Origin of the sequence: Flavobacterium sp. 9, assembly GCF_002754195.1 — a bacterium.
GTDB lineage: Bacteria > Bacteroidota > Bacteroidia > Flavobacteriales > Flavobacteriaceae > Flavobacterium.
Window position 1 is genome coordinate 1,848,994 of sequence record NZ_PEEU01000001.1, and the last position, 14,279, is coordinate 1,863,272.

Consider the following 14,279-nt stretch of genomic DNA (forward strand, 5'->3'; position numbering starts at 1 on the left):
CGAAAAAAACCATATTTTTTTGCAGGAACAGAGCGACCAACGGAAGCTTCTGGAACTGCATTAAAAAATAGGTGTTTTGAGTAAAAGCTTGAAATGGAAAGCTGGATTAGCTCCTGAACAATAAACACCATTTTATGATTGCCTTAAACGCCGCTGCAGAGACTACACACCACTTACAACCCCTTATTAGCGACTTGGGCTTAATCCTGATGACCGCAGGAATCGCCGTTTTAATATTTAAAAAACTGAAACAACCACTTGTTTTAGGATATCTGATAGCCGGATTTTTAGCCGGAAACCACTTTGATTTTTTTCCATCAATAACTGACATGAAAAGTGTTGAAGTCTGGGCCGAAATTGGGGTTATATTTCTATTGTTTAGTTTGGGACTCGAATTTAGTTTTAAGAAACTGATGAAAGTCGGCGGAACATCTTCTGTCACCGCCATAACGCAAATTATGTTTATGGTCATTATTGGCTATTGCGTGGGACAATGGATGGATTGGAGTAAAATGGATAGTATTTTTCTTGGCGCCACACTTTCGATATCGTCAACAACTATTATTATTCGGGCGTTTGATGAACTGGGAGTTAAAGGAAAAAAGTTCGTTGGAATTGTTTTTGGCGCTTTAATTGTCGAAGATATTGTAGCAATATTAATGTTGGTTTTATTATCAACAATTGCGGTTAGTGATCAGGTTTCAGGTGGTGCATTATTACAATCCGTTTTAAAATTAGTCTTCTTTTTAATTATATGGTTTTTAGGCGGAATCTTCATTATTCCAACATTTCTTAAGAAAGCAAAACATCTTTTGACAGACGAAATGTTACTTATTATTTCGCTCGCACTTTGTTTAATGATGGTTATGTTTGCTGCCAATGTTGGATTCTCTCCTGCTTTGGGTGCATTTATTATGGGTTCTATTATTGCCGAAACTACTCAAGCCGAAAAAATAGAGCATTTGATTCAGCCTGTAAAAGATTTATTTGGTGCAGTTTTCTTTGTTTCTGTGGGAATGTTAATCAATCCGGAAACTTTGGTTACTTATGCACTTCCGGTTGCTCTTATTACGCTTTTAACCATTTTCGGGAAAGCATTTAGTTCTTCTATTGGAGCTTTATTATCCGGACAACCACTTAAACAATCTGTTCAAACTGGTATGAGTTTGGCACAAATTGGGGAGTTTTCGTTTATTATTGCAACTCTGGGAATGACGCTTAAAGTGACAAGCGATTTTTTATATCCGATAATTGTTGCGGTATCTGCCATTACAACTTTTACAACTCCGTTTTTGATTAAATATTCTGATCCATTTTCCGGATATCTGGAAAGAAAACTACCAAAAAAATGGGTCAAAAACATTAACCGTTATAGTGTCAATGCACAAGCGATTAAATCTGTAAGTACATGGCAAGTAGTACTTCGTGCATCTGTAACACAAATTATACTGCATACGATAATTATTACGGCAATCATTTTATTGTCGTCAAAATTTGTAGCTCCGTTAGTTGCTGATACCCGTTTTGGAAACACATTGGCGGCATTGATCACTTTGGTCGTAATTGCACCATTTTTATGGGCACTTTCATTACGACGTGTAAAGGTCAATGAAGTCGATGAATTATGGGAAGAACGCAAATATCGTGGTGCACTTTTAATGTTGATCTTAATAAGAATGAGCCTTGGATTATTCTTTGTTGGATTTTTATTGAACATTTTCTTCTCGCCTTTAGTGGCTTTTATTGCCTTAATAATTGCAATTGGAGCGTATCAATTGTTTCCTAAAAAATTAAACGAGCAATATCATAAAATCGAAAATCACTTTTTGAAGAATTTAAACGATCGTGAAAACAAAAAAATTGACAGACGATATGCCAATTTAATGCCTTGGGACGGTCACATGTCTATTTTTGATATTGGAAAAGAATCAAATCTGGCGGGGAAAACTCTGGAAGAATTGCGCATTCGCGAAAACTTAGGAATCAATATTGCTTTCATAAGACGTGGAGAAGTCACAATACCAATTCCGACTAAAAATGAACGTCTCTTTCCTGGTGACGAAATTTGTGTTATTGGTACCGATGAACAAATTACTCAATTTACTAATTATTTAGATAAGCAAGTTGAAGCTGCCAGCAGTATAGACGAAACTGAAATTGTATTACGTCAAATGGAAATTTCTAATGAAGAGTTTGTTCAAAAAACGATTGGGCAATTTAGAGGAAAAACAGGTGGACTTGTTGTAGGACTTGAAAGAAATGGTAATCGAATCTTAAATCCTGAATCGCATTTACTCTTAGAAAAAAATGACATTATTTGGGTTGTCGGCGATAAAAAACGAATGAACGAATTATCCAAAAAGAGCGTTAATATACCGATTTAAAAAAGGTTTTTTTAAAGATACTAAGGTACTAAGTTTCTGAGGTACTAAGATTTTAACTCAGGACCTTAGAAACTTAGACACTTAGAACCTTATTTATTAGGTTGCGGTGTAATACGCAAATATGGTTTTATTGGTGTGTGTCCTTTTGGGAATTTAGCAGGAATATCACTGTCTGGAACTGCTGGCGTGATTACTACATCTTCACCATCTTTCCAGTTTGCAGGAGTTGCTACGCTATAATTTGCTGTTAATTGCAAACTATCGATTACACGAAGTAATTCATCAAAATTTCTTCCTGTTGAAGCCGGATATGTTAACGTCAATTTTATCTTTTTATCAGGTCCAATTACAAACACAGAACGAACTGTAAATTTCTCGCTTGCATTTGGGTGCAGCATATCATATAAAGTTGCGATTTTTTTATCTTCGTCGGCAATTATTGGGAAATTAACGGTTGTATTTTGAGTTTCGTTAATGTCTTTAATCCACTCTTTGTGAGATTCTAAACCATCTACACTTAGTGCTATAACTTTTGTATTTCTTTTTTTAAATTCCGGAACATAGTTAGCAACCGTTCCTAATTCTGTTGTACAAACAGGTGTAAAATCTGCAGGATGCGAAAATAAAACTCCCCAGGAATCTCCCAACCATTCATGAAAATTGATTGGCCCTTCGGTCGTTTCTGCATGAAAATCCGGAGCAATATCTCCTAATCTTAATGTTGACATAATTATAGTTTTTTTAGTTCCTCTAAAATTAGTCAAAAAAGAGATAAAGAAAACACGATTTTTTTAAAAATTAGTTAAAATTCTATTTTCCCTGTAGAATTAGTTCTGTTTACTAAATAAATTGAAGAATCAAGTACCAAACAGCAAGCGTTAAAAACGAAATTGGGATTCCAAAACCAATCATCATACTGCTTAATCTGGGTTTTAATCCGTAGGTCGAAGCCAGAATTGCACCTGTAATCATTGGAGCCATAGCAGTTTCCATCAACGTTACTTTTATAGCTTCTGAATGTTGATTGAAAATAAAAACGTACAACACAAAAATTACCAAAGGACTAAGAATTAACTTGAAGAAAAGTCCAAGTCGAAGAAATTTCCAATGCTGACTTCTTCGGTCAAATTGAAGTTGTAATCCTACCGAAAGCAATGCCAACGGAGTTACCAAACTTCCTAATTTTAATAAAAAAGCCTGAATATCAATATTAAATTGATAGTCTGAAATATTCATTAAACAAGCAACAATAAATGTGAGGAATGGTGGAAAAAGCAATACTTTTTTGATAATGCTAATCGCGTTTGGACTTCCTTTTGAATAAAAAGCCGCGACAAAAACTCCCAAAGAAGAAACCACAACAAAGGTTCCGGGTTGATCTACCAAAACAGCAGTTTCTAAACCTTTTTTTCCAAATAAAGCTTCAATTATAGGATAACCAAGAAAAGAACTATTGCTTAATCCGGCAGTTAAAATCAGACAGCCAATAAGTTTGTTTGACCAGCCAAATTTTCTTCCCAGGAAATGAAAAAAGACAAACGCCAAAATGAAACAAATCCAACCCGAAGCAATTGGAAACAATAATTCATTGCTCCACTTTATTTTCGGAATGTGATATAAGGTAATTGCAGGTAAACAAATATAAATTACAATCTTGTTTAAAACCTTGTAAATATTAGTCGGAAAGCGTTTTACTCTTTGTAAAAGCAAACCTAATGTCAGGAAGAAAAATATTAAAATAAAATTATTCATAGCGTTGAGTGATCACAAAAATAGACATTTATAAATTGCGCTATCAAAGAATTTATTCCAGTTCTTTAACTTTTTTGTTACTTTTAATATATAATTTCAAAAATCAATGCAGCAAATAAGAGACAATTTTGAGCGCATGGCAAAACTTTCGGATGAAGAATGGGATGCTTTTTCTTCGAAATTAATACACGAAGAATTTCCAAAGAAAGCGGCAATACTTAAAAAAGACCATTTAGAAAACTATCTTTCATTTGTCGAGAAAGGATTAGTACGATATTATATTCCTCGTGAAGATAGCGATCTCACTTTTGCGTTTGTATTTGATGGTGAATTTGCAAGCGGTTATGATTCCTTTATCACAAGATTACCCGCGCATTATAACATTGAAGCTCTGGCCGACACCGTACTTTGGCGCATATCTTACAATGATCTTCAGGACATTTATGCTGAAACCAAAATTGGTAATACAATTGGTCGTCTTGCAAGCGAAAGCTTATTTCTAAAAAAAACTAAAAGAGAACTTTCCCTTCTTAATGATTCAGCAGAACAACGATATCGCAATTTGTTTATAGAACAACCACAATTAATTCAGAAGATTCCTCAAAAGTATCTTGCGTCTTATATTGGCATTACTCCACAAGCGCTTAGCCGAATAAGAAAGCGCATTTATTAACCCAAGTTCATTGTTTAAGGTTACTTTTGAGTGCAACTTTGTATAAAAAAAGATATGGAAACCTTATTTATTTTATTCGGAGTTTTTGCAATTGCTTTGCTGATTATAAGACTTAAAACCAAAACATTTGAAACAGCACTTGCCGGAAGAATTGCTATGGCAGCAATGCTTGTATTTACAGCTATTGGTCATTTTGCTTTTGCCAAAGGAATGGCAATGATGATCTCCTTTTTGCCCTCACCTATTATAATTGTCTATGCAACAGGGATTATCGAAATCATTGGCGCGATTTGGCTTTTAATTCCTGAAACAAAAGTGCTTAGCGGCAAACTTCTTATTGTATTTTTTATAATGCTGCTTCCTGCAAATATCTATGCTGCCTCTCACAATATAAATCTGCAAGCGGCAGATTACAGTGGAAAAGGCATTTCTTATCTATGGTTCAGAATCCCGTTACAGCTTCTTTTTATAGGTTGGGTATATTTTTTTGCAATTCGAAATCAATCAAAAATCAAATAGTTTTTCTCAGGAAATACGCGTTATTCAAACGAATAATGCGTATAAATTCCTGTTTGTTTTTATGCTATGATTTTCATTGGCACAATTAATTTTTAGTTAAAACTTTTTTTATTCAAAAAAACCTCTCTACATTTGTAACATATTTTATTACAGTATGATTTCAGGTAAATTTGCCATAACGATTCACATTTTGACTTTGCTGACAAAATACCCTAATGATTTTTTATCATCTGAGTATATTGCGGGAAGCATCAATTTGAATCCTGTTTTGGTTCGAAAAGAAATTGCCAACTTAAAAGCACATCATGTTGTAGAAAGTAAAGAAGGTAAAAATGGCGGAACAAAACTTTCTGTCGATCCTTCGAAAATTACATTAAAAGAAATATTTGAAATGACCTTCGAAACCATTAACTTAGGGTATGCAAAAAATCAGCCTAATCCTGACTGTCCTGTTGGAAAAAAGATCAATCAAAACTTAAGTTCTTTATATGCTGATATGAATCAAAAAGTTAGTCTACAATTAGAAGGAATTTCATTGGAAGATTTTTCTAATCAATTCTAAGACTATTTTTTTATATAAAACTGTAACATTTTTTATTACTAATTAAAATTATATATTATGAAAATCGCAATTATTGGAGCAACCGGATTTGTTGGCTCAGCAATTTTAAACGAATTAGCAAACAGAAATCATGACATTACTGCTATTGTAAGAAACCCAAAAGACACTTCGAATGCAACTTGGAAAAGTGCTGATATTTTTAATGTTGATGCTTTGGCAGAAATTCTAAAAGGAAATGACGTTGTAATCAATGCTTATAATTCAGGTTGGACGAATCCAAACATTTACGATGATTTCATTGCAGGATCAAAAGCGATTCAGGAAGCGGTTAAAAAATCTGGTGTAAAACGTTTTATTACAATTGGTGGTGCCGGAAGTTTATTTGTTGCTCCGGGTTTACAAGCGGTTGATACTCCGGATTTCCCTAAAGAATATCACGCTGGCGCAACTGCAGCAAGAGATTATTTGAATATCCTGAAAGAAGAAAAAGAATTGGATTGGGCATTTTTCAGTCCTGCTTTCGAAATGCACCAAGGAATTACAACAGGAAGAACAGGAAAATATCGTTTAGGATTAGAGAATCCTGTTTTCAACGGCGAACAAAGAAGTATTTTGTCTGTTGAGGATTTAGCAGTTGTAATTGCTGATGAAGCCGAAAACGCAAAACATCACCAAGTTCGTTTTACTGCAGCTTATTAAAACACGAATTTCACGAATTAACACGGATTAAAATGTTTAGCAGACTTGTAATTCGTGTTAATTCGTGAAATTAGTGTTCCATTTACAAAACAGTTTCAAAGAAAATCCTTTTTTGAAACTGTTTTTGTTTTCTGTACTTTTACACTACCAAAAAGTATATTTTGTCAAGTTCAAAAAAACAATCAAGCAGCTTACAAGAAAAAGCCGGAATTTCACCTCCTGAAATCACCAATGTTTCTGCTATCCATCAAATTAAAAAAAACAGAAGACAACAGCCTTCTTCAACTGAATTAGTTGATGGAATTTTAAACGGAAACAGAACGGCATTAAGTCGTGCTATTACTTTGGTCGAAAGCACAAATCCTGAACATGCTGCAAAAGCGAATGATGTTATTAATGGATGTTTGCCGTACGCTAATAAATCAATCCGAATAGGAATTACAGGCGTTCCTGGTGTTGGAAAAAGTACTTTTATCGAAGCTTTTGGAAGTTATTTGACGCAATTAGGCAAAAAAGTAGCCGTTTTGGCGGTTGATCCAAGTAGTTCACTTTCGCACGGAAGTATTCTTGGTGATAAAACCCGAATGGAAGAATTGGTAAAAGATGAAAATGCTTTTATTAGACCAAGTGCTTCCGGAGATACTTTGGGCGGTGTGGCAAGAAAAACACGAGAATCAATTATACTTTGTGAAGCCGCAGGTTTTGATACTATTATTATCGAAACTGTTGGTGTTGGACAAAGCGAAACCGCTGTTCATAGTATGGTGGATTTTTTCTTATTATTGAAAATTTCCGGTGCCGGTGACGAACTTCAAGGTATAAAACGCGGTATTATGGAAATGGCAGATGCTATTGTAATCAATAAAGCGGACGGCGATAATATCAAAAAAGCCAATCAGGCCAAACTCGAATTCAATAGAGCTTTGCATTTGTTTCCTCCAAAAAAATCAAACTGGCAACCAAAAGTTACGACTTGCAGCGCAATCACCAAAGAAGGAATTTCTGAAATTTGGGAAACCATTTCTCAATATGTTGAACTCACACATGAATCAGGTTTCTTTCCCGAAAAACGAAAAGAACAAAACCAATTTTGGATGATGGAAACCATAAACGAACAATTGAAACTGAATTTCTACAATCAGCCTGAGATTATTTCGCAACTAGAACAAAACAAAAAAGCAGTGCAAAACGATGAAATTTCACCTTTTGCAGCTGCTCAGAGTTTATTAAATCTTTATTTTAAAGGTGCTAAGTAACTAAGATTCTAAGTTACTAAGTCTTCTCCAATATTGTCAATTCGAGCGAAGTCGCGAACTCACAAAGCATTTCGACTTCGCTCAATGTGACAAAGTTTACAAGCAACTAAATAAAAACTCAGTACCTTAGAATCTTAGTTACTTAGAACCTTTTCTAAGTTTATACTTATTCTCTTTATATAAATTTCCTGCTGTAATTACATGTGCCAAAGCATCTTTTGCTAATTCTTCATTTAATTTAACCGGAATTAAAGTTGTATCATTTTTGATTTCGAATTGCAGAGGTTTCAAATTTGGCTGCATAATTACAACCTGATTTTCTACTCTGAATGCGTTGATATCATTAAACTGCATGATCGATCTTCCTTGTGTTTTTGGATCTAATTTATTTAGATTTCTTCCAACCATTGGTGTTTCAAACGAAAGTCCTAAATAACTCAATAATGTTGGAGGAATATCAATTTGACTTGCCAATTTGCTATACGAAACTCCTTTTGGAACTCCTGGTCCCATTATCAAAGCTGGAATATGAAACTTATTAATAGGCACTAAATTTTTCCCGTAAGTTCTTGTGTTATGATCTGCGATTACGATGAAAATAGTATTCTTGAAATAAGGCTCTTTTTTCGCCATTTCGAAGAATTTCCCAATAGAAAAATCAGCATATTTCATGGCATTATTTACCGTTGCAGGTTTCTTGTCATAAGGTTTGATTCTTCCTTCCGGATATTCAAAAGGTTCGTGATTTGAAGTCGAAAACATTAATGAAAAGAAAGGTTTATCGCCTTTTGCTTTAAAGTAATTATTTGCTTTAGTAACTAAATCTTCATCTGAATAACCCCAAGTTCCTTTGAAAGCATATTTGTTTCCATCAGATTCAAAATCTTCTTGATCTACGATATCCTGAAAACCGTTTCCGTTGAAAAACGAAGCCATATTATCAAAATTCGCCATTCCACCGTAAATAAAACTGGTGTCATATCCTTTTTGTTTTAAGGCTTCTGCCAAAGTAAAAAAGCCTTGTTGTGAATTTCCTAATTTCACTACACTTTCAGATGGTGATGGTAAAAATCCGGTTACAACCGCTTCAATTCCACGGACACTTCTTGTTCCTGTACAGTATAAATTGGTAAACAATAAACCTTCTTTCGATAATTTATCAAATTCCGGTGTTAATGGTTTTCCGCCTAAAATTCCAACATATTCAGCTCCTAAACTTTCTTGCAGAAAGATAACCAAGTTATAAGGTTTCTTTAAAATTGTATCCGGTTGTTGAACGTGTAAAAACGGAATCTCAGCATCTGTAAAATCAGTTGGTCCGGCAATCATGTATTTTTTTACACGAGCAATTGCTTCGGCTTCATCCATTTTACCATACATCTTGGTGTTTCCTTCATTTTTAATCGAATAAGCCGCAAAAGCTACTGTATAAAATGAATTTAATCCTAATGTATTTGTTAGCTGATCTGTAGAGAAAACAGCATTACTGGCATTTATCGGACGTTTTGAAGTAAGACTTGAACGTGCTCCAAAAAACAATAAAAATGCAACTAATGGAAAAAGCATCAGTTTGAATTTATATTCAGTACTTGTAGTATAGAAATATTTTTTTCCTTTTTTGAAAGCAAAATACAGAACAACTCCCAAAATTAAGAATGTCACAATGATAGAAGTCAGGTAACTTTTTAAAAGCATTCCAACAACTTCTTTTGGATAAATCAGATAATCTAAAAATATCTTATTTGGACGTGTATCGTATTGTTTTACAAAATCCGGTGTTGCTAATTCTACAAAAAGAATCAGAAACAGGAATAAAAAGCTATAAATCACCAGAAATTTATTGGTGAATTTCAACGATTTATTTGGTAGAAACGTAATTAAAACTGCTGGTAAAAATGACAAATAACATAATAATATCAAATCCATTCGAAGACCGATTGGAAAAATGTACCAGAAATTTGGTGTTTCTACTACTCTGTCTTTAAAAATAAAGAACAAAAATATTCGACTTAAAGTAGTAATTAGCAATCCAATTGCTATAAAATTGAAAATGGGTTTTAAATAACTTAATTTTTTCATTAGAAAGATTTAAAAATATTTTTTGACTTAGAAATATTGTAAAACGCATTGCCAGACAGACGCACTGCTGTGCGCCTCTACCGTATGTATTTACTCTTCGTAACGCGTTATTTCACGGTCATAAAATTCATTTGCAAGAACAATTAAACCTTCCATTTCAGCATTTAATTCGGCTTCGTCAAGATCCTCTGCTTCTTCCATAAACTCAACCTCATCATCTTTTAAGTTGATTATAAATCTTGGATAATCAAGGTGAATGATGAAAATATCATCTGGAAAGTCAGTATTATCTCCGAGTAAAAATTTAGGTAATTCCATTTTTATTTATGTATTTGTTATTGTTAGTTGCCATTGCCGATAACTATCCGGATGGCATATTTTTTATTTTATAAGGCTCAAATTTAAGTATTTGAATCTGAATTTTTGATTAATTTTTTAGTCAGGAAATGAAAACGAATGTACAAAAATATCGCCGCAGAAGTTAATCCTGCCAAAAGCCCAATCCAAACTCCCTGAGCCTTCAAATCTGTATATTCGGCTAAGTAATACGAGATTGGAAAACCAATTACCCAATATGCAACAAAGGTTATATACATTGGAATTTTTACATCTTGCAATCCGCGTAAAGCTCCTAAAACAACAACCTGAATTCCATCAGAAATCTGGAAAACTGCCGCTATTATAAATAATTTTGACGCAATACTTATTACTTCGTTATTATCCAAAAGCTGACCTCCGTTTTCCATATTCAAAAAGATATGTGGCAAGTAATTATGAAAAACAACGAACAAAATTGCAAAAACGGTTTCGATTATAATTGCCAGTAAAAAAATAGAACGGGCAACGATAACTAAGTTTTTATAGTCGTTCAATCCTCTTTGATTACTAACTCGAATCATTGATGTTACGCTTAAACCCATTGCAAACATAAAGGTCATTGAAGACAAACTCAACGCAATTTGATTGGCTGCCTGACTGGTTTTACCAATATTACCACAAAGCCAGATTGATGCTGTAAACAATACAACTTCAAAAAGCATTTGCATTGCCGATGGAAATCCTATACTTATAATTTTATTTATGGTTTCTTTTTTAATTTCACTAAAACTGAAATTCTTGAAATATTTTTTTAAATCATTTCTTCTCGATAACATTATATGCATGAACATTACCAGAAATATTCTCGAAATTACTGTTCCAAGTGCTGCTCCAACGATTCCCATTTTAGGAAAAATCCAGATTCCGTAAATCAACATATAATTGATTCCAACATGTAGAACATTAGCCATAATCATAGCATACATCGAATATTTTGTCATCGACATTCCATCAGCAAATTGTTTGTAACCCTGATACATAATTAGCGGAATCAACGAAAAAGCTACCCAATCAAGATATGGTTTTGCAAGTGCAATTACATCGGCTGGTTGTTTTAATAATTCCATTATTGGCTTTGCCAGAATAATTACGCCAAAAAGCAATAATCCTAAAATGATACATAAAAACAAACCGTGATGAAATGCTGAACGAATTTTAGAATCGTTTTTTTCGGCATCACCTTCGGCAACAATTGGAGTAATTGCAGTCGAGAAACCAATTCCTAGTGACATTGCAATAAAAATCATGCTGTTTCCAAGTGAAACTGCCGCAAGTTCAGTACTTCCTAATTTCCCTACCATTATATTATCGACGATACCTATTAATGTATGTCCAACCATACCTAATATAATAGGATATGCTAATCTTAAATTGTATGAAAACTCTTTGGTGTACTGCTTTAAATTCACTTCTATTCTATTTAGTCGGCAAAGATAGTCAGAAGCTTTGAATTCTTTGATAATATTAAAAACATAAGCAAAAATTAAGTCATTTTTAATGAACGTCGAGATTATATAACAATTTCAAAAAATTCTATAACAACGCCCGAAAGCCTAGCTATTATTTTTACAACATTATAAATTCAAAAAAAATTGTCATGAGAAATCTAAAAATGTTCTGCCTAGCGAGTTTCGCTTTTTTATACGCCAATACCACGTTTGCTCAAGACACTACAACGTCTAAATCTGAAGGAGAAATCAAAAATTATGATCAGGGCTTCAGATTAGGATTTGGACTTAACGGAGGTTTACCAACTGACAATGCATACGATTGGTCATTGGGTGGAGATGTTCGTTTACAGTATGATTTATCAAAAAGAACGTCATTAACGTTAACAACTGGATTTACCAATTTGTTTATGGGAAAAGATGACAACGGAGTTGATGTAAAAGATCTTGGTTTTATTCCGGCAAAAGCAGGTTTTAAAGCTTTTATCTGGGAAGATCAATTCTATGTTTTAGGTGAAGTTGGTGCTGGTTTTGCCGTTACAAACGGTTATGATCAAACCACTTTTTTATGGGCGCCAGGAATTGGATATGCCAACAAGTACATTGATATTAGTGTCCGTTATGAGGACTATAACAAATTCAAAACTAACCAAGTGGCTTTACGTCTAGCCTATGGTTTTGATTTATAAAAGTAAAGGTTTAATTTATTATTTTTGTTTTTGGTAACAAACCCGACAGATCGCATAGTCTGTCGGGTTTCGTTTTTTATGCAGTTGGTCAAAAGATAAAGACCAGTCGTCAAATGATTTTTTTGGATTAATGAAGAACGCTGTACTTCGCAGAAAAATTAATCAAAATCATGAACAAGACAGTTTTTTATCTATCGCAATTATTTATTTTTTTATTGGTTACAATTTCTGCAAGATCTCAACAAAGTATCTCAGGAGAATTTAAAGCAGATTATGTTCCGTTTTCTAATTATGTACGTCCAATTGACAGCGCTAAAACAGACGCCAAAAGTAATTTCAAAAGAGCTCAGCTTTCTGTAGAAATTCCGCTTTCCATGAAAATGGACAAATACAATCATCCACAACTTTGGTCGATCGTGCTTCAGGGAGCTTATGCCAAAATGGAAAACAAAAATTATGATCTGCGAGATCTTCCTGTAGAAATACCAAACGGTTTTCCCGATGAGCTTCTAAATGCGCAAATTGGAGTCAAACATTTAAGATCAATTTCTCCATCCTGGTCAATTTTAGTAATGGCTTCTGTAGGCGTTTATACGGATATGGTCGAAATCAACAAAGATGATATTCTTGTACAAGGCGGTGTTCTTTTTATCAAACAATTCAATCCTAATTTGGCTTTTGGTTTCGGACCGGTTTTAACCAATAGTTTTGGTGTTCCAATGGTGCTTCCGGGAATTTACTTTAATTGGGAATCTAAAGGCGCGCTACATTTTAAAATTGCTTTTCCCGAAGGTTTAGAATTAGGTTATAGAATGTCTGAAACATTTGACTTAAAAACAGTTGTTGAACTTAGCGGAATGACTGCTGAAATAAATCCGGCAAACAAATCGATGTTACTTGGATATCAACAAATTATTGCGGGTTTAAGACCTCAGCTTAAATTTGGTAAACATTGGACATTTGAACCTACAGCGGGAAGTACTTTAGCTCGATCGTTCTCAACAAATGACCGAAAAATAAAAAATATGTTTAAAGAAAAAGATATGGCAAACCCAAGATTCACGACAACCTTTTATGCCGCTCTAGCTTTAAAATGGCAATTCTAGATTTATCTGCTCAATAGATTTTTATAAACTACCTCTTTCAATAATGCTTCACGGCGTGTTCTTGAAATAGGTAGTTCTTGTCCTTTTACAAATAATCGTCCGCCGGAAACGGAATCGATATGTGTTATATTCACTAGAAATGATTTGTGAATTCTAAAGAAAATCTCCTTTGGAAGTGTTTCTTCTAATGAAATCATCGTTTGATGAATCACGAGAATTCTATCTGTAAAATGAAGTTTAGCATAATTTTGCATTCCTTCGATATATAAAATATCAACCCACGAAATCTTTTGAAATCCTTCTTCCTGACGTACATAAAGAAACGGATCTAATTGATTTTGCTTGGGAGAAATCATTTGATGCCACTGTTTTGCTTTTAAAGAAGCCTGATAAAAACGCTGAAACGTAATTGGTTTCAGCAAATAATCAACAACTTGCAAACGATATCCGTCCAAAGCATGCTCTGAATAAGCGGTAGTAAAAATAACTAATGGTGGATTATCCAGAGATTCTAAAAATTCTAATCCGGATAAATAAGGCATATTTATATCCAAAAACAGCAAATCGATTTGTTTATCCTGAATGTACGAAGTCGCCTCCAAAGCAGAAGCGCAAGTGCCAACAACTTCAAGAAAATCAATCTTTGAAACAAAATCTACTATTCCGTTTCTAGCAATTGGTTCGTCGTCAATAACGAGACATTTCATATTCATAATCTTAAATTTTGTTTCAGG

Annotated in this window: 14 protein-coding genes; 8 read left to right on the top strand and 6 right to left on the bottom strand. The window is 33.8% G+C overall.

Annotation, left to right across the window (positions count from 1 at the left end):
- Positions 1-134: 134 nt before the first annotated feature.
- Positions 135-2,384 carry a cation:proton antiporter gene (locus tag CLU81_RS06965; protein ID WP_099709168.1) on the top strand — a complete coding sequence of 750 codons (2,250 nt, stop codon included), beginning with the start codon at positions 135-137 and terminating at the stop codon, positions 2,382-2,384.
- An 89-nt stretch (positions 2,385-2,473) separates the two neighbouring features.
- Here the strand turns inward: CLU81_RS06965 and CLU81_RS06970 are convergent, their stop codons facing one another.
- A complete protein-coding gene (locus tag CLU81_RS06970; RefSeq protein ID WP_099709169.1) occupies positions 2,474-3,112 on the bottom strand; it encodes a peroxiredoxin in 639 nt (212 codons plus the stop codon).
- Positions 3,113-3,224: 112 nt separating this feature from the next.
- Entirely contained in the window at positions 3,225-4,136 is a 912-nt protein-coding gene (locus CLU81_RS06975) for an AEC family transporter (RefSeq protein ID WP_099709170.1), read from the bottom strand.
- Between the two features lie 106 nt (positions 4,137-4,242).
- On the opposite strand from CLU81_RS06975, the gene CLU81_RS06980 reads away from it, so the two are divergent.
- From CLU81_RS06980 to meaB, 5 genes are all read left to right on the top strand, one after another.
- Positions 4,243-4,809 carry a Crp/Fnr family transcriptional regulator gene (locus tag CLU81_RS06980; RefSeq protein WP_099709171.1) on the top strand — a complete coding sequence of 189 codons (567 nt, stop codon included), beginning with the start codon at positions 4,243-4,245 and terminating at the stop codon, positions 4,807-4,809.
- A gap of 54 nt (positions 4,810-4,863) precedes the next feature.
- Positions 4,864-5,328 (top strand): hypothetical protein, encoded by a 465-nt coding sequence (locus CLU81_RS06985; RefSeq protein WP_099709172.1) that lies wholly within the window; start codon positions 4,864-4,866, stop codon positions 5,326-5,328.
- Positions 5,329-5,482: 154 nt separating this feature from the next.
- Positions 5,483-5,890 carry an Rrf2 family transcriptional regulator gene (locus tag CLU81_RS06990; RefSeq protein WP_099709173.1) on the top strand — a complete coding sequence of 136 codons (408 nt, stop codon included), beginning with the start codon at positions 5,483-5,485 and terminating at the stop codon, positions 5,888-5,890.
- Between the two features lie 57 nt (positions 5,891-5,947).
- The gene (locus tag CLU81_RS06995) at positions 5,948-6,589 is read left to right on the top strand and encodes an NAD(P)-dependent oxidoreductase (RefSeq protein WP_099709174.1); all 642 of its coding nucleotides are present in this window, start codon (positions 5,948-5,950) and stop codon (positions 6,587-6,589) included.
- A gap of 161 nt (positions 6,590-6,750) precedes the next feature.
- A complete protein-coding gene (gene meaB / locus CLU81_RS07000; RefSeq protein ID WP_199174555.1) occupies positions 6,751-7,845 on the top strand; it encodes a methylmalonyl Co-A mutase-associated GTPase MeaB in 1,095 nt (364 codons plus the stop codon).
- Between the two features lie 138 nt (positions 7,846-7,983).
- On the opposite strand, the gene CLU81_RS07005 is transcribed toward meaB, so the two are convergent.
- From CLU81_RS07005 to CLU81_RS07015, 3 genes are all read right to left on the bottom strand, one after another.
- Positions 7,984-9,924 (bottom strand): LTA synthase family protein, encoded by a 1,941-nt coding sequence (locus CLU81_RS07005; protein WP_099709176.1) that lies wholly within the window; start codon positions 9,922-9,924, stop codon positions 7,984-7,986.
- Between the two features lie 90 nt (positions 9,925-10,014).
- Positions 10,015-10,242: a hypothetical protein gene (locus tag CLU81_RS07010; protein ID WP_056247475.1), complete on the bottom strand. Its 228-nt coding sequence runs from the start codon at positions 10,240-10,242 to the stop codon at positions 10,015-10,017.
- A gap of 83 nt (positions 10,243-10,325) precedes the next feature.
- Positions 10,326-11,711 carry an MATE family efflux transporter gene (locus CLU81_RS07015; protein WP_099709177.1) on the bottom strand — a complete coding sequence of 462 codons (1,386 nt, stop codon included), beginning with the start codon at positions 11,709-11,711 and terminating at the stop codon, positions 10,326-10,328.
- Between the two features lie 188 nt (positions 11,712-11,899).
- Between CLU81_RS07015 and CLU81_RS07020 the strand changes: the two genes are divergently transcribed.
- Entirely contained in the window at positions 11,900-12,439 is a 540-nt protein-coding gene (locus tag CLU81_RS07020; RefSeq protein ID WP_099709178.1) for a hypothetical protein, read from the top strand.
- Between the two features lie 170 nt (positions 12,440-12,609).
- Entirely contained in the window at positions 12,610-13,545 is a 936-nt protein-coding gene (locus CLU81_RS07025; protein ID WP_099709179.1) for a DUF6268 family outer membrane beta-barrel protein, read from the top strand.
- 2 nt (positions 13,546-13,547) lie between these two features.
- On the opposite strand, the gene CLU81_RS07030 is transcribed toward CLU81_RS07025, so the two are convergent.
- A complete protein-coding gene (locus CLU81_RS07030; protein WP_199174556.1) occupies positions 13,548-14,258 on the bottom strand; it encodes a LytTR family DNA-binding domain-containing protein in 711 nt (236 codons plus the stop codon).
- Positions 14,259-14,279 lie beyond the last annotated feature (21 nt).